18 protein-coding genes are annotated in these 22,679 nt (G+C 71.8%); 9 read left to right on the top strand and 9 right to left on the bottom strand.

The window, feature by feature from the left end:
* Positions 1–104: 104 nt before the first annotated feature.
* The gene (locus OTB20_RS14385) at positions 105–287 is read left to right on the top strand and encodes a ribbon-helix-helix protein, CopG family (RefSeq protein ID WP_267761025.1); all 183 of its coding nucleotides are present in this window, start codon (positions 105–107) and stop codon (positions 285–287) included.
* A gap of 60 nt (positions 288–347) precedes the next feature.
* Here OTB20_RS14385 and OTB20_RS14380 read toward each other — a convergent pair whose 3' ends face one another.
* Positions 348–1,754, bottom strand: coding sequence for an NCS2 family permease (locus OTB20_RS14380; protein WP_267817667.1), 1,407 nt, complete (start codon positions 1,752–1,754; stop codon positions 348–350).
* 136 nt (positions 1,755–1,890) lie between these two features.
* Between OTB20_RS14380 and OTB20_RS14375 the strand changes: the two genes are divergently transcribed.
* From OTB20_RS14375 to OTB20_RS14360, 4 genes are all read left to right on the top strand, one after another.
* On the top strand, positions 1,891–2,190 hold the full coding sequence (locus OTB20_RS14375) for a DUF2530 domain-containing protein (protein ID WP_267817665.1): 300 nt from the start codon (positions 1,891–1,893) through the stop codon (positions 2,188–2,190).
* Between the two features lie 218 nt (positions 2,191–2,408).
* The gene (locus tag OTB20_RS14370; protein ID WP_267817664.1) at positions 2,409–4,883 is read left to right on the top strand and encodes a cation-translocating P-type ATPase; all 2,475 of its coding nucleotides are present in this window, start codon (positions 2,409–2,411) and stop codon (positions 4,881–4,883) included.
* Between the two features lie 65 nt (positions 4,884–4,948).
* Positions 4,949–5,260 (top strand): hypothetical protein, encoded by a 312-nt coding sequence (locus OTB20_RS14365; RefSeq protein WP_267817663.1) that lies wholly within the window; start codon positions 4,949–4,951, stop codon positions 5,258–5,260.
* Positions 5,257–5,700 (top strand): hypothetical protein, encoded by a 444-nt coding sequence (locus OTB20_RS14360; RefSeq protein WP_267817662.1) that lies wholly within the window; start codon positions 5,257–5,259, stop codon positions 5,698–5,700. Before OTB20_RS14365 ends, OTB20_RS14360 begins: the two co-directional genes overlap by 4 nt.
* A gap of 14 nt (positions 5,701–5,714) precedes the next feature.
* Here OTB20_RS14360 and OTB20_RS14355 read toward each other — a convergent pair whose 3' ends face one another.
* Positions 5,715–6,905 (bottom strand): MFS transporter, encoded by a 1,191-nt coding sequence (locus OTB20_RS14355; protein WP_267817661.1) that lies wholly within the window; start codon positions 6,903–6,905, stop codon positions 5,715–5,717.
* Positions 6,906–6,978: 73 nt separating this feature from the next.
* Here OTB20_RS14355 and OTB20_RS14350 point away from each other — a divergent pair, with 73 nt between their 5' ends.
* The gene (locus OTB20_RS14350) at positions 6,979–7,974 is read left to right on the top strand and encodes an ArsR/SmtB family transcription factor (RefSeq protein WP_267817659.1); all 996 of its coding nucleotides are present in this window, start codon (positions 6,979–6,981) and stop codon (positions 7,972–7,974) included.
* 6 nt (positions 7,975–7,980) lie between these two features.
* Here the strand turns inward: OTB20_RS14350 and OTB20_RS14345 are convergent, their stop codons facing one another.
* Positions 7,981–9,621, bottom strand: a complete 1,641-nt coding sequence (locus tag OTB20_RS14345) for a hypothetical protein (RefSeq protein WP_267817657.1) — start codon at positions 9,619–9,621, stop codon at positions 7,981–7,983.
* 94 nt (positions 9,622–9,715) lie between these two features.
* Positions 9,716–12,916 carry a sacsin N-terminal ATP-binding-like domain-containing protein gene (locus OTB20_RS14340; RefSeq protein WP_420716395.1) on the bottom strand — a complete coding sequence of 1,067 codons (3,201 nt, stop codon included), beginning with the start codon at positions 12,914–12,916 and terminating at the stop codon, positions 9,716–9,718.
* A 121-nt stretch (positions 12,917–13,037) separates the two neighbouring features.
* On the opposite strand from OTB20_RS14340, the gene OTB20_RS14335 reads away from it, so the two are divergent.
* Positions 13,038–13,622, top strand: coding sequence for a TerD family protein (locus OTB20_RS14335; RefSeq protein ID WP_267761470.1), 585 nt, complete (start codon positions 13,038–13,040; stop codon positions 13,620–13,622).
* Between the two features lie 21 nt (positions 13,623–13,643).
* Here the strand turns inward: OTB20_RS14335 and OTB20_RS14330 are convergent, their stop codons facing one another.
* The 3 genes from OTB20_RS14330 to serC form a co-directional block, all read right to left on the bottom strand.
* A complete protein-coding gene (locus tag OTB20_RS14330) occupies positions 13,644–14,288 on the bottom strand; it encodes a class F sortase (RefSeq protein WP_267817653.1) in 645 nt (214 codons plus the stop codon).
* Entirely contained in the window at positions 14,281–15,078 is a 798-nt protein-coding gene (locus OTB20_RS14325) for a hypothetical protein (protein WP_267817651.1), read from the bottom strand. Before OTB20_RS14325 ends, OTB20_RS14330 begins: the two co-directional genes overlap by 8 nt.
* 375 nt (positions 15,079–15,453) lie before the next feature.
* Positions 15,454–16,572, bottom strand: a complete 1,119-nt coding sequence (gene serC / locus OTB20_RS14320; RefSeq protein ID WP_267761477.1) for a phosphoserine transaminase — start codon at positions 16,570–16,572, stop codon at positions 15,454–15,456.
* 95 nt (positions 16,573–16,667) lie between these two features.
* Between serC and OTB20_RS14315 the strand changes: the two genes are divergently transcribed.
* Together OTB20_RS14315 and OTB20_RS14310 are read left to right on the top strand one after the other, a co-directional pair.
* Positions 16,668–19,772, top strand: a complete 3,105-nt coding sequence (locus OTB20_RS14315; protein WP_420716394.1) for an FAD-binding and (Fe-S)-binding domain-containing protein — start codon at positions 16,668–16,670, stop codon at positions 19,770–19,772.
* Positions 19,773–19,819: 47 nt separating this feature from the next.
* Positions 19,820–20,815, top strand: coding sequence for an EamA family transporter (locus OTB20_RS14310; protein ID WP_267817650.1), 996 nt, complete (start codon positions 19,820–19,822; stop codon positions 20,813–20,815).
* Here the strand turns inward: OTB20_RS14310 and OTB20_RS14305 are convergent.
* Positions 20,776–21,636 carry a hypothetical protein gene (locus OTB20_RS14305; RefSeq protein WP_267817648.1) on the bottom strand — a complete coding sequence of 287 codons (861 nt, stop codon included), beginning with the start codon at positions 21,634–21,636 and terminating at the stop codon, positions 20,776–20,778. The genes OTB20_RS14310 and OTB20_RS14305 overlap by 40 nt on opposite strands.
* Before the next feature lie 25 nt (positions 21,637–21,661).
* Positions 21,662–22,636: a hypothetical protein gene (locus OTB20_RS14300; protein ID WP_267817646.1), complete on the bottom strand. Its 975-nt coding sequence runs from the start codon at positions 22,634–22,636 to the stop codon at positions 21,662–21,664.
* Positions 22,637–22,679: the final 43 nt, after the last annotated feature.

The raw sequence follows: 22,679 nt of genomic DNA, 5'->3' as shown, positions 1-22,679 counted from the left end.
TCATTACTCTTCCTAAGGAACACCATTATCCGGTGTCACTCGTACGGGTGAGTCGGCTCCGGAAAGTGACACGCGTCCATGCCCTGTGCCCCGACTCTTTCGGCATGGGGACACATGTGCTGAGCATGCGCATAGACGGGGAGCTCCTCGACAGGCTCCGGACTCATGCCGCCAAACGAGGAATGAGCGTCCAGGACTATGTGGTCCGGACGCTCATTCGCGACGACTTCGACGAACGCTTCAAGGCGGCCGTCGACGAGACGGAGAGGTTCTACGGGCTCACCTGAGCCCGTAGAACCTCTCCGGGTTCCGACTTGTGGGTTCCGACCGCGGGTACTGCCGAGGGGCTACGTGAGGCCCAGCGCCGGCATCGCGTAGTAGAAGACGAAGACCGCCGAGACCACGTACATGGCCCCCGGGACCTCGCGGCCCCGGCCGGTCGCCAGCCGCAGCACGGAGAAGGCCACGAAGCCGATGCCGATGCCGTTGGTGATCGAGTACGTGAACGGCATCATCACCATGGCCAGGAAGGCCGGGACGGCGATGGTGAAGTCGTTCCAGTCGATGTCCCTGACCGAGCCGGCCATGATCAGGAAGCCGACCGCGATGAGGGCGGGGGTGGCGGCCTGTGAGGGGACCATCGTGGCGAGCGGCGTGAGGAACAGCGACACGGCGAAGAGGCCGCCCGTCACGATGTTCGCCAAGCCCGTCCTGGCGCCCTCGCCGACGCCCGCGGTGGACTCCACGAAGCAGGTGGTGGCCGAGGAGGAGGAGGCGCCGCCCGCGGCGACGGCCATGCCGTCCACGAACAGCACCCGGTTGATGCCGGGGAAGGAGCCGTCCGGCTTCGTCAGCTTCGCCTCGTCGCCGACGCCCAGGATGGTTCCCATCGCGTCGAAGAAGCAGGACAGCAGCACGGTGAACACGAAGAGGACGCCGGTCAGCATGCCGACCTTGCCGAAGCCGCCGAACAGGCTGACCTGGCCGATGAGGCCGAAGTCGGGCGCGGCCACCGGGTTGCCCGGCCACTCCGGGACCGTCAGGCCCCAGGCCGTGGCAGGGAGCTCGGTGATCAGCTGGACCACGAGGCCGGCGACGGTCATGGCCACGATGGAGATCAGGATCGCGCCGGGGGTCTTGCGGATGATCAGGGTCAGCGTCAGCAGGACGCCGACCACGAAGATCAGGACGGGCCAGCCGTGCAGGTGGCCGTTGCCGCCGAGCTGGAGCGGGACCGTGGTGTGCGCGAGGTCCGGCATCCGGGTGATGAAGCCCGAGTCGACCAGGCCGATCAGCATGATGAACAGGCCGATGCCGATCGCGATGCCCTTGCGCAGGCCGAGCGGGACGGCGTTCATGACCCGCTCGCGCAGGCCGGTGGCGACCAGCAGCATCACCAGGAAGCCGGCCAGGACGACCATGCCCATGGCGTCGGGCCAGCTCATGCGCGGGGCGAGCTGGAGGGCGACGACGGTGTTGACGCCGAGTCCGGCCGCGAGTGCGATCGGGACGTTGCCGATCACACCCATCAGGAGGGTGGTGAAGGCGGCGGTCAGGACGGTGGCGGTGACCAGCTGGCCGCCGTCGAGCTGGTGCCCGTACATGTCCTTCGCGCTGCCCAGGATGATCGGGTTCAGCACGATGATGTAGGCCATCGCGAAGAAGGTGGCGAAGCCGCCGCGGACCTCGCGGCCGATGGTCGAGCCGCGCTCGGAGATCTTGAAGTAGCGGTCCACGGGGGCCGACGTGCTCATGGGGGTCCTGGTCCTCAGTGGTGGTTTCGTACGATGAAAACGGGCCAAGCCCAAACCGTTTCAGTATGAACACATGAACGAAGGGGCGTCTATCTCCGCGCGTAGACCCTCCGCCGACCGGCCTAGACTTGGCCCCATGGCGAAATGGACTGCGCAGCACGAGGCCCCCGAGCCCCTTGAGGGTCCGATCGTCGCCACCGTGACCGGCGGCACGATCCTGTGGTTCGCCCTCTTCCTCTTCCAGCTCCCCTTCTGCGGGTGGTTCGCTGACCGGGGCATGCTGTGGTGGGTCTGGACCTGCGCGCTCGGCGGAGTCCTCGGCCTGGTCGGCCTCTGGTACGTCCGCGGTCGCGATGCGGCGCTGAAGCGCCACGCCGATGCGCTGGCCGCGGGGAACGAGGGGGAACAGGCCGGCCCCGCACCCCGGGCAGGCTAGGCCGTCTCTTTCGGATCGCGGGCAGGCTGTGGCTGGTCGCGCAGCGCCCCGCGCCCCTGGCGGTCCGCTGCGCGGGCTCGTCCGGGCATCCCGCGTCCCCCTCCGGGGCGTCCGGTAGCCCGTAAGGGGCTACCGGAGGAGGATTTGGCTCATCCGGAAGTCGGATCTTCGTACTTCTCGGCGGGTGCGGGGTTGAATCGCCCTTTACCGTCGAAAGCATGACGCAGCGGGCGAGGATCGAAGCAGATGGGCCGGAGCCGGGCGGCGGCAGTGGCGCGGCCGCCGGGACCGCCATCGACGCGGGGGCCGAGCTGGATCCCGTACACCCGATCAAGCCGCCGGCCCCCCGGTTCAAGCCGGCGGGCCTGACCACCGCCGAGGTCGCCGAGCGCGTCGCCCGCGGAGCCGTCAACGACGTGCCCGTCCGCAGCAGCCGCTCCACCTCGGAGATCGTCCGCGCCAACGTCTTCACCCGCTTCAACGCCATCATCGGCGTCCTGTGGGTGGTCATGCTCTGCGTCGCGCCGATCCAGGACAGCCTCTTCGGCTTCGTGATCATCGCGAACACCGGCATCGGCATCATCCAGGAGATGCGGGCCAAGAAGACCCTCGACGGCCTCGCCGTCATCGGCGAGGCCAAGCCCAGCGTCCGCCGCGACGGCCGCACCGCCGAGATCTCCACCTCCGAGATCGTCCTCGACGACGTCATCGAGCTCGGCCCCGGCGACAAGGTCGTCGTCGACGGGCTCGTCGGCGAGGCCGACGGCCTGGAGATCGACGAATCGCTCCTCACCGGCGAGGCCGACCCCGTCCTGAAGAAGCCCGGCGACCCGGTGATGTCCGGCTCGTTCGTCGTCGCCGGCGGCGGCGCCTTCACCGCCACCAAGGTCGGCCGCGAGGCCTACGCCGCCCAGCTCGCCGAAGAGGCCTCCCGCTTCACGCTCGTCCACTCCGAGCTGCGCTCCGGCATCTCCACCATCCTCAAGTACGTCACCTGGATGATGATCCCGACCTCCATCGGGTTGATCATCAGTCAGCTGATCGTCAAGGACAACAACCTCAAGGACGCCATCGCCCGCACCGTCGGCGGCATCGTCCCGATGATTCCCGAAGGCCTCGTACTCCTCACCTCCGTCGCCTTCGCCATCGGCGTCATCCGGCTCGGCCGCAAGCAGTGCCTGGTCCAGGAGCTGCCCGCCATCGAGGGGCTCGCCCGCGTGGACGTGGTCTGCCTCGACAAGACCGGCACCCTCACCGAGGGCGGCATGGACGTCACCGAGTGCCGCCCGCTCGGCGGCGCGGACGCCGCGTACGTCAAGAAGGTCCTCGGCGCCCTCGGCGAGAGCGACCCGCGCCCCAACGCCAGCCTCCAGGCGATCATCGACGCCTACCCCGACAGCGCCGAGTGGCGCTGCACCGAATCGCTGCCCTTCTCCTCCGCCCGCAAGTACAGCGGCGCCAGCTTCAGCGAGGGCGACGGCGAGAACAACACCTGGCTGCTCGGCGCCCCCGACGTACTGCTCCCGGCCGGCGACCCGGCCCTGGAGGAGATCAACGAGCTCAACGAGCAGGGCCTACGGGTCCTCCTGCTCGGCCGGGCCGCCCGCGAACTCGACGACCCGGCCGTGGCCACCGGGGTCAGGCCGACCGCCCTCGTCGTCCTGGAGCAACGGCTGCGCCCCGATGCCGCCGACACCCTGCGCTACTTCGAGGACCAGGGGGTCAAGACCAAGGTCATCTCCGGGGACAACGCCGTGTCGGTCGGCGCGGTCGCCGGCAAGCTGGGCCTGCCCGGCGCCGAGAACACCGTGGACGCCCGCGATCTGCCCGCCGAGCAGGCAGGCATGGCCAAGGTCCTCGACGAGAACGCGGTCTTCGGCCGGGTCACCCCGCAGCAGAAGCGGGACATGGTCGCCGCCCTCCAGTCCAAGGGCCACACGGTCGCGATGACCGGCGACGGGGTCAACGACGTGCTCGCGCTCAAGGACGCCGACATCGGCGTCAGCATGGGCTCGGGATCGGAGGCGACCCGGGCCGTGGCCCAGATCGTGCTGCTGAACAACAGCTTCTCCACCCTGCCGTCGGTGGTGGCCGAGGGCCGCCGGGTCATCGGCAACATCACCCGCGTCGCCACCCTCTTCCTCACGAAGACGGTCTACTCGGTGCTGCTGGCGGTCCTGGTGGTGTGCTCCCAGGTCGAGTACCCGTTCCTGCCGCGCCATCTGACACTGCTGTCCACGCTGACCATCGGCATCCCGGCCTTCTTCCTGGCCCTCGCGCCGAACAAGGAGCGGGCCAGGCCGCACTTCGTGAAACGCGTGATGCGGTACGCGATTCCGGGCGGGGTCGTCGCCGCCGTCGCCACCTTCGTGACGTACGTGATCGCCCGCCACCACTACACCGGCCCCGACGCCCTCAAGGCCGAGACCAGCGCGGCGACGCTGGCGCTGTTCCTGACCTCGATGTGGGTCCTGGCGATCATCGCCCGCCCGTACACGTGGTGGCGGGTCGGACTGGTCGGCGCGATGGGCGGGGCGTTCCTGATCGTGCTCGTCGTGCCCTGGCTCCAGGACTTCTTCCAGCTCAAGCTGGAGGGAACGGTGATGCCGTGGACCGCCGTCGCCATCGCCACCGTCGCGGCCGTCCTCATCGAGTTCACCTTCCGCTGGGTGGACCGCAGGTTCCCGGCGTAGGCGGTCGGCGGCTTCACCTCTTCGAGGGCTGGACGGGCCCCTCGCAGGCGAGTCATACTCGATGTATGGCCACGAAGAAGATCACGATCACCGTGCCTGAAGAGCTCCTGGAGTCGATCCGGTCCCGGGTGGACGCGCGGGGTGTGTCGGCGTGGATCGCCGAAGCGGCAGCGCGCAGGGACGCGGGGGAAAAGCTGGGTGAACTCGCAGACATGCTGGAGACGGAGTACGGCCCCTACGATGACGCAGCCTACGAGGCTGTGATCGACCGCATCGCAGCGATCGATGCCTGGCACGACGAGCGACGGGTCCAAGAGACCACAAAGGCCGAACAGGCCACTGAGGCCCGAGCTGATCGGTCGGAGCAGGCCGCGTGACCCCTCGCCCCCCGCGGCGGCTACCCAAGCGCCGCCGCACGTTCGTGTTCGACTGCGAGGCCCTCTCCAAGGTCACGCGCGGAGACGCAACGCTCGGTCTCTTCGTCAAAGCCTCATCGCAGGCAGAGATCCGTGTCGTCACGTCGGCACTTACTCTCTTGGAAGCCTGGGACCCGCGGGCTGGGGCGCGGGCCAAGGCATGGGACTGGACGTTGTCGAGGGTTGAGGTCGTCTATCTCGATGAACCCCTCACTTCGGTTGCGCAGGAACTTCTGACGCATGCGGGTTTGCACGGTCACAAATACGCCATCGACTCCGTCCTTGCCGCAGTGGCGCTCCAGTGTGTGCAGCGCGGCGAGGAGGTGGCTGTACTCACCTCCGATGTGGATGACATGAAGCGCCTCCTGGGTGCGCACCCCATCCGTATCGAGCCCGTCTAGTGCTGCGGCCGGGCCTACGCAGCCAGCCCGTGGTCCTGCTTCGTGCGGGCCTCGATGCGGGTGTGCAGGCCCAGGATCGTCACCGCGGCCAACAGGCCGGCCGCGAGGGAGCCCCACCACAGGGCGGCCGCCCCGGCCCCGGTGTAGAGGGCGACGCCCAGGGTGAGGGCGGCGAAGCGGGACATGCCCCAGGTCCAGCTGAAGGCGCCCTGGTAGCGGCCCCGGGCGTCGGCCGGAGCCAGGTCGGCGACCAGGGAGGCCGCGATCCCGGCCACGGCCACCTCGCCGAGCGACCAGACCACCACCGAGACCACGTACCCGGTGACGGAGTCCGCGAGGCCGGTCAGCGCCACTCCGGCGGCGATCAGGGCGCTGCCCGCAGCCTGCACGGGCAGTTGCGGCAGTCCCGACAGCCTGGCCGTCACGAACGGCTGCAGGGCCACCACCAGCACGGCGTTGACCGCCGCCAGGGCCCCGTACACGGCCGGCGAGAGCCCGCTGTCGCGGACGGCCAGCGGCAGCGCCACCTCGGTCAGCGAGTACACGAACAGCTGGATCCCGAGCAGCGGGAGCAGGGCGAGCAGCAGCCGGTCGCGCAGGACGACCCCGTAGCCCAGGCCCGCGGCCTTGGCCGGAGCGGTGCGGGCCGGTTCGCGCAGCCGGGTCGCGACCACGGTCGCGTAGACGAGCGCCGTACCGGCGTCGACGGCGAAGAGCAGCCAGTACCCGTGCGCGGCCAGGAAGCCGCCGAGGACTCCGGCGACGGCCGTGCCGATGTTGACGCCCCAGCCGAACAGGGCGTACGCCCGCTGCCGCCAGCCGGTGTCCACCGCGTCGGCCAGCAGCGCGTACGCGGCGGGCCCGACGGTGGCGCCGGCGGTGCTGAGCAGCAGGGCCGCCGCGGCCATCGTCCAGATCCCCGGGGCCAGGAACAGCGCGCCCTGGGCGACGGCGGAGCCCACGAGCCCGATCAGCATGGTCGGCCGGCGGCCGATCCGGTCGGCCAGCAAGCCGCCGATGGCCGGGCCGAGCAGGTTGCCGGCGCCGAGCGCGCCGAGCACGAAGGAGATGTCGGATCCGGTGATGCCCCGGTCGGCGAGCAGGAAGACCAGGAACGGGGTGACGAGGTAGCCGAGCCGGTTGACGACCGTACCGGCGAAGAGGGTCCAGACGAGGGGCGGCAGTCCGCGGAAGGAGGAGGGCATGGCAGGAGCCTGCGCCGGGACGGCCGCGGGTCCTATTGATTAAGGTGGGGCCGAATCCAATGGGGGCAGGGCCATGGAATACGAACTGAACTTCTCCGCAGCCGACCTGGCGCAGACCCGCTTCGCGGTGTCGCCGATGTGGGAGGTCGTCACCAGCTTCCGGCTGCTGAACGTCGAGGCCGATGCGCCGCTGCACCGCCGCTGGGCCGCGCAGGTACGGCCCCGGCTGCTGAGCGCGGGCCTGGACCGGGGCTGGCTCGCCGCCCTGATCCCGGGCGCCGGCTACCTCGCGGACTTCCTCAACCCGACCCCAGCCGGCCCCTTCCCGGAACTGGCCGCCGAGCTGGCGGCCATCCGCGGCAGCAGTCCGCGGAACGTGCGCGCGGACCTGGCCACGATCGCGGCGAAGTGCCGTCCGTCGGACCGCGCGGCGGCGCGCCTGCGGCTGCTCCACGAGGACCCCGAGGCCGTACTGGAGAAGGTCACCGACGAGATCCAGACCTACTGGGAACTCGCACTCGCGCCCTACTGGCCCCGGGTCCGCCAGCTCCTCGAAGCCGATGTGTTCCACCGGGCCCGGCAGGTCGCCGAGCACGGCTCCGCGCATGTCCTCAACGAGCTCCACGACACCGTCAGCTGGGACTCCGGAACCCTGCGCATGGTCCGTAGGCACTGCGCGCTGACCCGCGACCAGACCGGCGCCGGACTGCTGCTCGTGCCCTCCGCCTTCGCCTGGCCCCGGATCCTGACCCGCTCGGTGGCCCCCGATCCGCTCCAACTGGCCTACCCGGCCCGGGGGATCGGCACCCTCTGGGAGCCCCGCGCCACCAAGGCCTCCGATGCGGTGGCCGCCGTACTGGGCCGCTCCCGGACGATGCTGCTCGCCGAACTCGACACCCCGGCCTCCACCACCCAACTGGCCCGGCACAGCGGCCTGTCCGCCGCCGCGGTCTCCCAGCACCTCACGGCCCTGCGCGACGCGGGCCTGGTCACCGGCCACCGCGCCGGCCGCTCGGTCCTGTACGCCCGCACGGCCATCGCGGACGCCCTGCTCACGCCGGTGGGCTGAGTGTGGCTACGGGGAGACGACGACCTCGTCCTCGCTGCTGTACGGGGAGTTCGAGTGCAGCGTGTCGAATGACCAGTACCGCACCTTCCAGGATCCGCTCCCGCCGGCGATCCAGCTCCTGCTGAAGTTGCCGCCGGCGGTGGTCGTCGAGGATCCCACGGCCTTCCAGGCGGTTTCCCCGGCCGGCCGGAAGTAGTACCCGACGGACGCGCCGGAGTAGGGCTTCCACGTCGGGTTCGCCTGGGTGACCTTGCCGCTGACGGTGATCCTCTGGCCCCTCTTGACGGGCTCGGGGCCTACGTCGAACTCCGTGACGGCCGTCTTGACCAGCTGGGGGATCTTGATGGCGGGTGACACGGAGCCGTGGACGTCCGGCGTGCCGGCGTACCGCAGCCGGACGAAGCCCGTGCCCGGGTCGGGAATCCTTTTCGCCGCTGACTCCGGGCTCCTGGAGGCAAGTAGGGAGCTGATGTTCATGACCGCGCGCGTGGTCCAGCCGGTCTTGCCGTCGACGGAGGTCTGGACATCCACCCGCAGCCACTTCAGTGCGGCCGGGATGTCGTCCCAGGAGACCATGCCCGTGACCGTCACCCTCCTTTCCTTGTCCATCTCGGCGCGGAGGTCGGACACGAAGACGCCGGTCGTGCTGTCCACCCAGACGGTCGCCTTGTCGGTGTTCAGCCAGGGCGTTGCGCCCTCGCCCTTCCACACCGCGTCCCCGGCGAAGTGTCCGAGCGCGGTGAACCGGCCGGCGTCGTCCGTCGTGCCGTTGCCCCCGTCCCGGCCCAGGCTGATCAGGGCTCCGGCGGGTACCGGCTGCCACGTGCCGTCGGGGGCCTTCCACGTGACGGCGCCGCTGACCTTGGTCTCCGTCCCGTACGGGCCGGTCACGGTCGGGGAGTCCAGCGCGATGTGCGCCTGCACGGGCGTCACCGGGACCTGGAGGAGCTCGTCCTTCGTGATGCCGGCCAGCGCGGCCGTGAAACGGACGTCCGTATTGTCGTCGCCGGGCCCTGCGCTCGGCGCCGCACCGGAGACCTTGATCTTGGACTTGAAGTGTCCCCCGGCGTCCGTCGCCAACGGAGTGGTGACGGTGCCCGTCGTGGCCGTGAACGTGCCGGTGAAGGGTTTGGTCGACTCGGTGCGGGGGTCGTAGGTCTTGATGTCGCCCGAGACCACGGTCTCGGGGGACGCGAGGGACACTCCGTTCGCGGACTTCAGGTTCTGGAAGTACGGCCGGACGCGGTAGTTCAGTGTCGCCCGGTCCTTGTGCAGGACGGTCTCGTCCATGGTGCCGGTGTACTGCACGTCGACGCTGTAGTCGCCGAGCTCGGCGAGCTTCGGCACGAAGGCCTGGAGGGGGTGTGTCAGGGGGTCCCCGCAGGACGGCTCGCAAGCGTCCTGCGGGGAGACGGGCGTGAAGTTCGTGAGGGTGGCGACGGGCGCCGTTCCGCCCTTCCTTCGCAGGATCACCTTGAGGCCCTTGGGAGCGTCCAGGGTGTCGAAGAACAGGACGACCCTCTCGTTCTGAGCGCTCGTGCTGAACGCCCCCGCAAAGGGGTCGGCGGCCTGGGCGGCCGTGGGTACGGCCACCACGACCGCTAGGGCGGTCATGGTGCAGAGCGCGGTGCCGATGCGCTTGTTCAAGTCTTCCCCCTGGGATTTCTTCAACGATCACCCAGGGGGACCACCGGGCCGGCCCGATGGTTGTACGGGCGCGGCCTGATCCGGAAGACGCGCCTTAGTCGAACCAGCGGTCCCGGGCCAGCTCCGCCGTCCGCGAGGGGTCTTCCAGCAGGGCCGCCACCTCGAAGCGGCGCGGCCACTGGCCCGCCGCCCAGGCGAGGGCCGCCGCGACGCCCTCCAGGGTGGAGGCGTGCAGGGTGCCGTCCGGGGTGCGGCGCCAGTCGAGTTCGATGCCGCCCGCCAGGAGCTCCTCGTGCTCCACGTAGCTCGCCGCAGTGGCCGGGCCGAGGAGCTGGTGCACCGGGTCGGGGACCTCGTGGACCTCACCCTCGGTGGTGACCTCCGCCGGGACCGTCTCCGAGAGGCGGCGGACCTGGAACAGCTCCGCCAGGTCGGCGGCCCGGGCCGGGGCCACGGGCAGCAGCGGGAGGCCGCCCGTCAGGGGCAGCAGGTCGGGGGCGTCCGCGATCACCGCGTCGGCCGCGTCCACCACGACCACCTCGCCGTCCACGACCGCGCGCAGCTCGTCGGGCAGGGTGACCTGTTCGGGGTCCAGGTCGGCCAGCGCCCCGTACAGGCCGTGCAGCTGGCGTCCGCCGACCTCGAGGTCCGGGTCGGCGAGGCGGCTCAGGAGCTCGGCCGCGCCGCCCGGCTCCTCCAGCAGGGCGGACACGGTGGTGCGTACACCCAGCGCCCGCAGGACCTGCTCGTCCTCGAAGCCGGTGGCGTCCGCCTGGGTGTAGAGGCCCGCCAGCAGCGGGTCGCCGCCCGCCGCGCGCAGCCCGGCCGGCCGGCGGCCGTCCAGGACCGGGTGGTCGCGCAGCCACCAGGCGGTGTACGAGCGCACGGAGCGGGTGGTGCCGTCCGGGAGCAGGACCCGCACGGGCTGGGTCAGGGCGTCGCGCAACGGGGGCTGGGCGAGCATGGCCAGCGCCTGGGGCCAGCAGTCGTCGTCGACCAGGTCGAGGTCCCGTACGGCGACCAGCTCGGTGGCGACCGGCGGCACCGGGGTGTCGGGGAGCTGGTCCAGGATGTCCTCGCACCACACGTCGACGGCGTCGAGCAGACCGGCGTCGTCGGGCTCGGCGAAGTCCCCGTCACGGGGCTCCAGTTCGTCGGGGTCCAGGACCACGTCGGTGGCGCGTACGAGCTGGAAGGTGGCCAGGACGCCGACGGCGGTGAGGGTCCGCTCGTCCCAGCGCTCCACCAGTTCGGCGTCCACGTAGGGGACCTCGTCCTCGCGGATCACGGAGGCCAGCGGGGAGCCGGGCAGCAGCAGTTCGCCGGCCGGGGTCGGCTCCCCGTCCTCGTCGGGCAGGGCGAGCGCGCCCAGCCACGGTTCGTCGCCGGGGGAGAGCTCGGCATCGCGGACCAGGCCGAGGACGATGTCGGCCAGCTCTTCGGGGTCGAGCGCGTCCTCGTCCCAGATCTCCCCGGCGTCCAGGGAGGCGGCGACGGCCGCCCGCACCTGCGGGGTGGTCAGGACGGCGCGCGGGCTCGCCGGGAGCGCGCCGAGCTTTTCCAGCAGCGGGTGCACCGCGTCCGGGTGGGCCACCTTCAGGCCGAGCCGGGCCAGGCTCTGCGGGGTGCCCGCCCGCGAGGCCTGCGCGCCGGGCAGCAGCAGGTGGCGGGGCCCGATCGCGGTGCGCCCGTCGGCCAGCGGTACCGGGAGGCCGGAGAGCCGGTCCGGGTCCACGCCCGCGAGGCTGTCGTAGAGCCGGTGCCACCAGTCGGGGGTCCGCTCGATGCCCGCGATCCGCTCGATGGCCTCGCCCAGCGGCAGCCGGCCCACCCCGAGGGTGCGCAGTTCGGGGCGGCGCTCCAGCCCGGCCGGGAGCAGGGTCGGCAGGACCTCCGCGAGGACCCGTACGGTATCGGCGCCCGCGCCCTCCACCACCTCGGCTTCGAAGGGGCGCAGGGCGGCCCGCTCCAGGGGTTCGCCCTCCTCCGGCTGCTCGGGCGGGGCGGCCGGCGCGAGGAAGGCGGTACGGGGCAGGCGCCCCAGGATGGCCCCGCGCAGGGCCCCGTCGAGCTCGCCCTTGCCGAGCGGGCCGGGTACGAGGTCCACGAGCGCGGTGCTCACCGGGTCCCAGGCGCCGAGCAGTTCGGCGTACGCGTCGGCGGCGCGTTCCACCAGGAAGTCGGTCAGCGGCCCCGGCGCGGGGTGCCGGCGGGTGGTGTCCAGCGGCAGGGTCGCGATGAGCAGCGCGGGGATGCCCAGCGGTTCGTCGGTCGGGGTCGGTGCGTGCACCACGGCCGTGGTCGAGGGGCGGACCGGGGCGCCTTCGGCGTCGACGGGCACGGACCAGGACACCGCCCAGACGGGCCGCAGCCGTTCCTCGACGGGCCGGTCGGCGAGCAGCGCCTTCTCGATGGGGCCGGAGTGGCGGATGGTGCGCCAACGCTTGGTGTCCGAGGCGGAGTCGGCGATGACGGTGTACGGGCCTTCGGTGCGGCGGGTCAGCGTCCGCACACCCCCCGCTCCCGTCGACGGGGTCTCGATGACGACCTCGGACAGTCCGGGCAGGGTGAGCAGCAGGGCGTCGTCGACGGCGGCGAGCAGCCGCGCGGCCAGCTCCTCGGCGGCGGCGTCGCGCAGCGGGAGCACCACGACGGTGTCGTAGCCCTCGGGCGCGGTCCCCTCGGCGGGCAACGGGAGGCGCAGCAGCGGGACGTGGCCGTCGCGGCGGCGCAGTTCCTCGCTGAGCCCGGAGCTGCCGACGGCCGCGCCGCGGGCCAGTTCCCGGGCCTCGGCCAGCGACCAGCGCACCCCGCCGTGCCGGCCGAGGACGGCGGGCTCGTCGGAGACGGCGAGGACGGCGGCGAAGCCGACGCCGAAGCGGCCGACGCTCCCGGAGGAGTCGTCGCGCTTGGCGGAGGCGCGCAGGGTGGACAGCGACTCCACGCCGGTGGCGTCCAGCGGGGCGCCGGTGTTGGAGACGGCGAGCAGTGCGTGCCCGTCGGGCCGGCCGGTGCCCGCGTGCAGGGTGAGCCGCAGCCGGCCGGGGACCCCGGCGCGGGCGGCCGCGTCGGCGGCGTTCTGCGCGAGTTCGATGACCAGCCGGTCGCGGTACCCGCCGAGCGCCAGGTCCTCTTCGGCGTTGGCGTCCTCACGGAAGCGGGCCGGGCCGGCGCCCCAGGCGGCGAGCACCCCGCGTCGCAGCCGGGCCGTGCCGAAGGGGTCCACGCCGTCCTGGGCCGCCGTCACTCGCACGCTCACGCCGCTGCCTCCAAGCTGTACTGCCCTGTACGACATCCACGGAACACCGGAGGCCGAGGCACTGAAGGTATCGCGTGAGTCCCACGCCTCCGCAAACGAAGCGGCTTCAGGCAGACTTCATGAGTCGGTATCGCACTGCTATTTGTGAGGATTGCGCATGATCACGCTGACCAAGGAAGACGGCCCCGCGGACCTGGGCGGCGTAACGCACCTGTCCATCGGTGTCTCGTGGGACCCCACCGCGGGCAGCAGCGGTGGCCTGATGGGCAAGTTCAAGCGGAAGACCGGGACCGACCTGGACCTGATCGCGATCGCGATGCAGGGCTCGGCCCCGGTCCGGCTCGCGGGCCTCGACTCCCTGGACCCCATGGGCAACGGCTCGCTGCTCCACAGCGGGGACAACCAGACCGGTCACGGCGAAGGCGACGACGAGACGGTGACCGTCGAGTTCGCCCGGGTACCGGGCAACGTCACGTCCATCGTCTTCGTCGCCGCCGCGTACAAGAAGGGCAGCTCCTTCCAGAGCGCCCGCAACATCAGTTTCAAGGTGTACGACGGGACGGGCGGCAGCACGCAGCAGGTCGCCGACATCTGGCCGAGCCTGCTCGGCACCGAAAACGGCTGTGCCGTGGCCAAGGCGGTCCGGGACGGGGGCGGCTGGAAGCTTCACGTCATCAACGAGACCGGGAAGATCAAGCCGGGCGACGAGCAGGCCCTCATGCGGTTCGCCGCCACCAAGTAGGGGCTGTCCCGCGAGGACCTGTCACTTCCCGGATTCCTGGCCGACGAGGTGCGCGAACACCACGACGTTCGCGTCCCAGTGGCGGTCCTCGGTGAGGCTGCCGCCGCAGGTGATGACGCGGAGCCCGGCCTTGCCGTGGGTGTCCCCGTAGACCTTCTCGGTCGGGAACCGGTCCTTCTTGAAGGTGTCGACCTCGTCGACGGCGAAGACCGCGGTACTGCCGTCGTCGCGGTGGACCTCGATCCTCTCGTCCTTCTTCAGCTTCTTGAGGTTGTAGAAGACGGCTTCGGGCACCTTGGGGGTGTCCATGTGGCCGACGACGGCGGCCGCGCCCTTCTCACCGGGCGTCGGGCCGTCCTTGTACCAGGCCGCGTCCATCGGCTTGGCGAAGTCGGGCTCCCGCATGACGCCCTGGGGGTCGAGTCCCACGGTGTCGAGCGGGGCGTCGACCTCGATGTCCGGGATCACGATGCGGTCCGGGACGGAGGGCTTCAGCACGGAGGCGGCGTTGGCGGCCGCCGTGCTGTTCGGGGCGGTGTCACCGCCGCCGGAGGAGCAGGAGGTGACGAGGGCGGCGGTGAGGGCCGACGCGCCCGCCAGGGCGGCCACGCGCAGTACGCGGCCGCTCCGGCGGGGGGCGGGGGCAGGGGCGGACTGCTCAGCCATTGTCAGCGGCGTCCGAGGGGACCCAGCCGAGGGGGGCCTGGCCGGTGTTCACGGAACCCTTGGGGGTCTTGTGGTGCTTCGGGTCGACCGGCTTCGGCTTCGGGGTGGGGGTCACGTCGCCCGTGGCGTCGGCGGTGAACTTCACGGTGTCGAACTTCTTGCCGCCCGCGAAGGCGTCGACGCCGTAGTAGCCGGACTTGACGTTCTTGGAGACGACCGCGGTGCCGGTCCAGACGCCCTTGCCGTTGTCCTTCAGGTTGACCTGGCCGCCGAAGGCGTCGGACTTGACGAAGGCGCTCTTCTCGTTCGGCGCCGTCTTGATGGTGACCTGGATCCTGTCACCGGGCTTGCCGCTGTCCTTGGACAGGCTGACGGCGGACTCCGTCGGCTTGGGGGCGTCGGACTTGACGGTGAGCTGCGCGGTGGCCTGGATCTTCTTCCCGTCGGGGCCCGTGCCGGTGAGGGAGACGCCGTAGGTGCCGGCGGAGACCTTGGCGACCGTGGCCGTGGCGCCGCGCCCGTCGGTCATCTTGACGTCGTTCAGGGCCTTCGAGGAGATGGAGAGGTTCGTCGAGCCGTCCGGCACCTCCATCGAGAGCTGGATGGAGTCGCCCGCCTTGGCCGAAGAGGCCGACAGCTTCAGGGCCACCGGGGCCGGCTTGGGGCTGGCGCTCGCGCTCGCACTGTCGTGCGGGGTCGGCGTGGAGTCGGCGGCGAACGCGGCGGTGGGGACGGCCAGGGCCATGGACGAGGCGAGGGCGATCGCCGAGAACGTAAGTGCCTTGCGCATTGGGTTCCTCCTGAACGGGCCGGGGTTCGTTCCCGGCACACCAGACATGAGGGACATCCTGGGGCGGTTGGTTGCGGTGCTCCGAGGGGTCGGCGGGGGCCCCTGCCGAAGGTCCCGCGGCATAAAGCCGCAGGCGGCGCGGGTGGTTGGGATCCTCCGTTTGCGGGCTCTTTGCCCCGATTTTTGGGACCAAGGTCCCGGGGTTCCGGGCCGTGCGCCGCACCTCGCCCTTCAGGGCCCGTTCAGGACTGCCTCAGGACTGCCTCAGGACTGCCTCAGGATCCCTTCGGGCGGGGCGCGGACAACGCGAAGCCCCCGGTGACCAGGGGTCACCAGGGGCTTCGGAGCGTGTCCTGGCCGGTTGGGGCCGGTCGGTCAGAGGTTCTCGATGACGTAGTCGACGCACGCGGTCAGCGCCTGCACGTCCGCCGGGTCGATCGCCGGGAACATGGCGACACGGAGCTGGTTGCGGCCGAGCTTGCGGTAGGGCTCGGTGTCCACGATGCCGTTGGCGCGCAGCACCTTGGCGACCGCGGCCGCGTCGATGTCGTCCGAGAAGTCGATCGTGCCGATGACGGCCGAGCGCTTGGCGGAGTCCGCGACGAACGGGCTGGCGTACTTCGACGACTCGGCCCAGCCGTACAGGTGGGCCGCGCTGGCCGACGTACGGCCGGTCGTGAACTCCAGACCGCCCTGGCTGTTCATCCACTCCAGCTGCTGGTCCAGCAGGAAGAGGGTGGAGAGCGCCGGGGTGTTGTACGTCTGGTTCTTCAGCGAATTGTCGATCGCCGTCGGCAGCGAGAAGAACTCCGGAATGTGCCGCCCGGAGGCGTGCACGCGCGCCGCGCGCTCCAGGGCCGCCGGGGAGAACGCCGCCAGCCACAGGCCGCCGTCGGAGGCGAAGGACTTCTGCGGGGCGAAGTAGTAGACGTCGGTCTCGGTGATGTCCACCGGCAGACCGCCGGCGCCCGAGGTCGCGTCCACCAGGACGAGTGAACCGGCGTCGGCGCCCGCGACGCGCTTGATCGGCGCCGCCACACCCGTCGAGGTCTCGTTGTGGGTGTACGCGTACACGTCCACGCCCGCCTCGGCGACCGGGTCGGGGTGCGAACCCGGCTCGGAGGAGATCACCGACGGCGCGTCCAGCCACGGCGCGGACTTCGCGGCACTGGCGAACTTGGAGGAGAACTCACCGAAGGTGAGGTGCTGCGACTTCCGCTCGATGAGACCGGCGGTCGCGATGTCCCAGAAGGCGGTGGAGCCGCCGTTGCCCAGGATCACCTCGTAGCCCTCGGGGAGGGAGAAGAGGTCCCTGAGGCCCTGGCGCACCGATCCGACCAGGTTCTTGACCGGGGCCTGGCGGTGGGAGGTGCCGATCAGGGAGGTACCGGTGGCGGCGAGGGCGTCCAGCGCCTCGGTCCGCACCTTGGAGGGGCCCGCGCCGAAGCGTCCGTCGGCGGGCTTGATGTCAGCGGGAATCCGGATCTCAGCCACGGGCTGAGCGTATCCGGTCCAGGTCCACGCCTTGGAGCCGCGTCCACCCGATGAGATGACGCGCCGCGCCGGGAACGAGTGGCAGGGTGTCGGGCGTGACCTCACCCGGTGAACTCGAACGGACATTGCGGGCGAACCTGCGCGGAGAGGTGGACTTCGGCGCCGCCGCACGGGCCCTGACCACCATGGACGCCTCGAACTACCGCCGGATCCCGGTCGGTGTGGTCGCCCCGCGCGACGCCGAGGACGTGGCCGCCGCGCTCGCGGTGTGCGCCGAAGCCGGGGTCCCGGTCGTCCCGCGCGGCGGCGGCACCTCCATCGCCGGCCAGGCCACCGGGACCGGGGTGGTCCTCGATCTGACCCGGCACATGAACACCCTCGTCTCCCTGGACCCCGCCGCCCGCACCGCCCTGGTCCAGCCCGGCCTGGTCCTCGACCGGCTCCGCGCGGCGGCGCGCCCGCACGGGCTGACCTTCGGGCCGGACCCCTCCACGCACTCCCGGTGCACCCTCGGCGGGATGATCGGCAACAACGCGTGCGGGGCCCACTCGGTGGCCTGGGGGACCACCGCCGACAACGTCGCCGAGCTGGCGGTGACGGCGTACGGAGGCACCCCCTACCGGCTCGCCACCGGCTGGGCGGGCGCGCCGCCGGGGCTGCGGGAGCTCGTGTCGGGAAATTTGGCGGTCCTGCGCACCGGCATGGCCGACGGCTTCTCGCGGCGGATCTCCGGCTACGGCGGCCTGGACGCGCTCCTCCCCGAGCGGGGCACCGAGCTGGCCCGGGCGTTCTGCGGGAGCGAGGGCACGCTCGGGGTGGTGACCGAGGCGCTGGTGCGCCTCGTGGAACTGCCCGCCGCACCGGTGCTGGCCGTCCTCGGGTACGCCGACGAGAGCGCGGCGGCCGACGCGGCGGCGGGCCTGCTGCCCGGGGGCACCTCCCGGACGGAGTCCGGGGGCGGGCCGCTGACCATGGAGGGGATGGCCGCCGACCTGGTCGGCGGGGCGGCCGGCGGGCTCCCGAGGGGCGGGGCGTGGCTGTTCGCGGAGATGCGCGACGAGGGCGCGGCCCGCGCGCTCCTACGGTCCTGCGACGCGGTCGACAGCCTGCTGATCACCGACCCCGCGGGGCAGCGGGCTCTGTGGCGGATCCGCGAGGACGCGGCGGGCACGGCGACCCGGATGCCAGGGGGAGCCATGGCCTGGCCGGGATGGGAGGACTGCGCGGTACCGCCCGCCCGGCTCGGCGCCTACCTGCGGGAATTCCGGGCACTGCTGTCGGAGCACGGGCTGCACGGATCCCCGTACGGCCACTTCGGCGAGGGCTGCGTACACGTGCGGATCGACTTCGACCTGATGACACCCCGTGGCGTGGCCCGCTTCCGGGCCTTCTCCCTGGCCCTGGCCGACCTGGTCGTCGCGCACGGGGGCTCCCTGTCCGGGGAACACGGGGACGGCCAGGCACGGGCGGAGCTGCTGCCGCGCATGTACGGGCCTTCGGTGATCGGGCTCTTCGAGTCCTACAAGCGGGTCTGGGACCCGGCGGGCGGCATGAACCCCGGGATCCTGGTCCGCCCGGCCCGGCTCGACGAGAACCTGCGCTTCGAGGTGCTCCCGGGCGGAGGCCTGTCCGACGGAGTCGCCCGCTGCGTGGGCGTGGCGAAGTGCCGGTCGACCGACGTCGGAGGGCCGGAGGTGATGTGCCCGTCGTACCGGGCCACCGGGGAGGAACGCCACTCCACGCGGGGCCGGGCCCGACTGCTCCACGAGATGCTGGCCGGGGAGATCGTCCGAGACGGCTGGCGCTCGGCGGAGGTCGCCGAAGCGCTGGACCTCTGCCTCGGCTGCAAGGGCTGCCTCAGCGACTGCCCGGTGGGGGTGGACATGGCCTCGTACAAGGCGGAGTTCCTCCACCACCACTGGGCGGGCCGGCTGCGCCCACTGTCCCACTACCTCCTCGGCGGCCTGCCGACGCTGCTCCGCGCGATCGCCGCCCTACGCCTGGCCCGCCTGGTGAACGCCACATCCCGAACCCTCCGAGTCCCCGGCCTGAACCCCGCCCGCCCCCTGCCCCACCTGGCCGTCACCCCCTTCACCCACCGCCGTCCCCCCGCGAACCGGGCCGCCGCCGCCCGCCCCGCCGTCCCAGGGGACCAGCCCCCGGACCCCCGCGCCTCAAGCGCCGGCGGGGCTGGATTGGGCCGGCGTCTCGTGTCCATCTGCCGGAGCTGGCGGGCTGGATGGCCCGTAGGGCAATCACAGCCCCGCCGGCGATTGAGGCGCGGGGACCGGGGCGGAGCCCCAGGGGGTCCGGGCGCAGCCCGGGGAACGGTGGAAGGGAGGGCAGGGGATAGCCGCCCGCAGGGCCCGCCTGCACCCGAGCCGGGGGCTGCGCCGGGGCCCGTGCCCGAGCCGGGGCTCGCGCCGGGGGCCCCGCCCGAGCCGGGGCCCGCGCCCGGGACCGTCGTGACGGTGTGGCCCGACACGTTCACGGAGTACCTCGCCCCCGAGGCCGGCCACGCCGCCGTGCGGGTGCTGCGGGCCGCAGGCCTGGAGACCGTGCTGCCGACGGGCAGGGTGTGCTGCGGGCTGACGTACATCTCCACCGGCCGCCTCGACCGCGCCCGCAGGGTCCTGCGCCGCACTCTGGACGCCGTAGGCACCCCGCAGGGGCCCGTCACCGTCCTCGAACCGAGCTGCGCGGCAGCGCTCCGCACCGATCTGCCCGCCCTCCTCCCGGGGGACCCCCGCGCGCACCGCCTCGCGGCGGCCGTCCGGACCTTCGCCGAGACCCTGGAGGAGTACGCCCCGCACTGGCAGCCGCCCCGCCTCGACCGGCCGGTCACCGGCCAGACGCACTGCCACCAGCACGCCGTCCTGGGGGATGCCCCCGACCGCAGGCTGCGCGAGCGCGCCGGGCTGACGGGTGAGCTCAGCGGCGGCTGCTGCGGCCTCGCGGGCAACTTCGGCTTCGAGCCGGGCCACCACGAGGTCTCGGTGGCCTGCGCCGAGGAACAGCTCCTGCCGTCGCTGCGCACGGCCGGGCCGGGCACGGAGGTGCTGGCGGACGGGTTCTCCTGCCGGACCCAGATCGCACAGCTGGCCGGAGCCCGGGCCCGTCATCTGGCGGAGGTCCTGGCGGAGGGCTTGCCCGGGACGGCGCCGCCCCCGCCCGCCGACCGGGACGTACACCAGATGTAAGGCAAAACACGGACGCACGGTCCTTACGCACCCCCTAATCTGGATAAATGCCCGCACCTGCCTCACCCACGAGCACCCCCACGGCACCGGCACCCGCACCGGCACCCGCATCCGCACCGGCGCCCGCCCCCGCCGACGGCTCTCTCCGGGCGCGCTTCGGCCCCGTAGCCCTGGTCGTCACCGCGGGCGTCTCGGTGCAGTTCGGTGCCGCCCTCGCGGTGATGCTCATGCCGAGGGCGGGCGCGGCGGGCGTGGTCACGCTGCGCCTGGCCGCGGCCGCGCTGGTGCTGCTGCTCGTCTGCCGGCCCAAGGTGCGCGGATACTCCCGCTCCGACTGGTCGACCGTGGTGTGGTTCGGCGTGGCCATGGCCGGCATGAACGGCTTCATCTACCAGGCCATCGACCGCATCCCCCTCGGCCCCGCCGTCACCCTCGAGGTGCTGGGCCCGCTGGTGCTCTCCGTCGTGGTCTCCCGCCGCCTGCTGAACCTGCTGTGGGCCGGGCTGGCGCTGGCCGGAGTCGTCCTGCTGTCCACCCACGGAGGAGGCGGCCTCGGCGGCCTCGATCCGCTGGGCGTGGCCTTCGCGCTCGCCGCGGGCGGCATGTGGGCGGCGTACATCGTGTTCAGCGCGCGGACCGGCCGCCGGTTCCCGCAGGCGGACGGGCTGGCGCTGGCGATGGCCGTGGCCGCCGTACTGTCCCTGCCGCTCGGTGTGATCGAGGCGGGCTCGGCCCTGCTGCTCCCCAGCACCCTGCTCCTGGGCCTCGGCGTGGCGCTGCTGTCCTCGGTGCTGCCCTACACGCTGGAACTGCTCGCCCTGCGCAGGCTCCCGGCGCCGACCTTCGCGATCCTGATGAGCCTGGAGCCCGCGATCGCCGCGACGGCCGGGTTCCTGATCCTGAACCAGGCGCTGTCGGCGCTCGACGCGGCGGCGATCGCACTGGTCATCGTGGCGAGCATGGGCGCGGTCCGCTCGCAGATCCGACCGAGGCCCTCCGTTAGTCAGACCGTCGTCACCGGGGCCGACACGGGCAGGAACTGATCGTAGAAGCCGGCCTTGAGCCGTAGCGCCTGCTCCTGCGTCTCCTTGAAACCGGCCACCCCGCCCGTACGGGAGAGGAGCTCGGTCACCCGCGCGGCCAGCCGGTCGGAGTGGGTGTCGGACAGCATGGACACGGTCGCGAGCGAATGCGTCTTCGCGTCGTGGACCAGGTGCGGGTGGTAGAAGCGCGAATGATTGCGGCCGCCCGGCTCACCCGTGAACAGCGGCCCGATCCGTTCCCACAGCCGCCCGTACTCGACGGAGACCAGCACCTCGCCCCAGAAGCGGAGGAAGGTCAGCAGCCGCAGGTCGGCGTCGGCGCGGCCGCCGGCGTCCGCGATCAGTTCGAGGGTGTCGGTGATGGCGCGCCTCGTGGCGGCCGTGGGCCTCGACGCCGCCAGGGCCTGCCTGGACACTCCGAGCCGGCGCAGGTCATGCGTCATGTCCTCGCGGTGCGAGGGTGCGTGTCCGTGGGGGTCCGGGTACTCCTCGCGCAGGATGATCCGCGCGATCCGCAGCCCCTCCTCGTCGCCGAGCAGGTCGATGGCCAGGTCGTAGGACGGGGTGAACGCGAGCGATACGAAGCGCCGCTGGAGGAGGAGAGCGGTGAAGTCCTCGTCCGGCAGCCGGTTGATGTCCGCCAGGACCGGATGCTCCTGGAAGCGCTCGATCAGCGCGTTCTCGAACCCGTCCAGCGCGTGCAGCCCGGTCTTCTCGTCCATCTCCTCCGTCTCGGCTGTCGCGTCCGTCCCGTCGGTGGGGTCCGTCCCGTCTGCGCGGTCCGCCCCGTCCGTCACGTCCGCCGAGTCCAAGTCGTGCATGGCCGTACCTTTCCGTGGATCGGGATCACCAGCTGATGTTCCGGAGCGACTCGCGCCAGTCGGGCAGGGCCACGTCGCGGCCGATGTCCCACAGCGTGTCCAGCTCCTTCTGGACCTGCCGGCCCATCGTGGTGGCGGCGCCGTCGATCTCGATCTGGGCGGACTCGATCGCGAGCTGGCGGTGCAGGAAGGAACTGACCAGAAAGTGCTCGTCGGCCTTGTGCACGGCGATGGACGGAAGCGAGTTGTACACGCGCACCCTGAGCAGCGTCCGGCCTTCCGGCCCGACCGCCCTGTGCAGCTCCGCGAGCCCGGCCAGGCACATCTCCACCCGCGCCTTCACGTCCACCGCGAAGGCGGGATCCCGTACCGTCCGCAGCGCCTCGTCGCGCAGCCCCGCCACGGGGGAGGACGGGTACAGCAGCATGACGCGGACCGGGATCCGCTGGTCGACGAGCGCCTTCTCCAGTGACGGCTGGAGCTGCTCCAGGTTGGGTATGAAGGTCTGCAGGATGGCCACCTCCTGCGTGGCGCCCTCCACGAACACGTTGAACTGCACGTCCGGGAACTGGCCGTGCACCCGGATCACGCCGAGGTAGTTCTCCTGCTTGAGCTGCTGCGCGACGGTGTCGATGTCCAGTTTGGCGAGCTGTGCCTGAAAGCCGGTGTCGAGGCGGGCGACCTGCGCCTGGACGGTTTCGTCGAGGCGGGCGACCTGCGCCTGGAGGGTCTCGTCCAGGCCGGAGATCCGGCTGCGGACGGTCTCGTCCAGCGCGGTGACCTGGTCCTGGACCACGTCGAGCTTGCGCAGGCGGTCGATCTCCAGCAGCAGGAACACGGTGACCGTACTCAGGATGAGCAGGGTGACCTTGGGGAGCGCGCCCCCGGGGGCGAGTGCGTCGAGCCACCCGAAGAGGTCCGCGATCAGTACCACGACGCCCGATGCGGACATCAGGGACAGCGCGATGCGCTCCACCCGATAGCGAACGTCGACACTCATGTAGCTCCAGCCCCCGTGCCTGTCCCGGTCGGCGACGACGCTA

This window comes from Streptomyces sp. H27-H1, from assembly GCF_026627445.1.
Classification (GTDB): Bacteria; Actinomycetota; Actinomycetes; order Streptomycetales; family Streptomycetaceae; genus Streptomyces.
The sequence above is the reverse complement of the archived record's forward strand: the minus strand, read 5'-3'. Positions and strand labels throughout refer to the sequence as shown.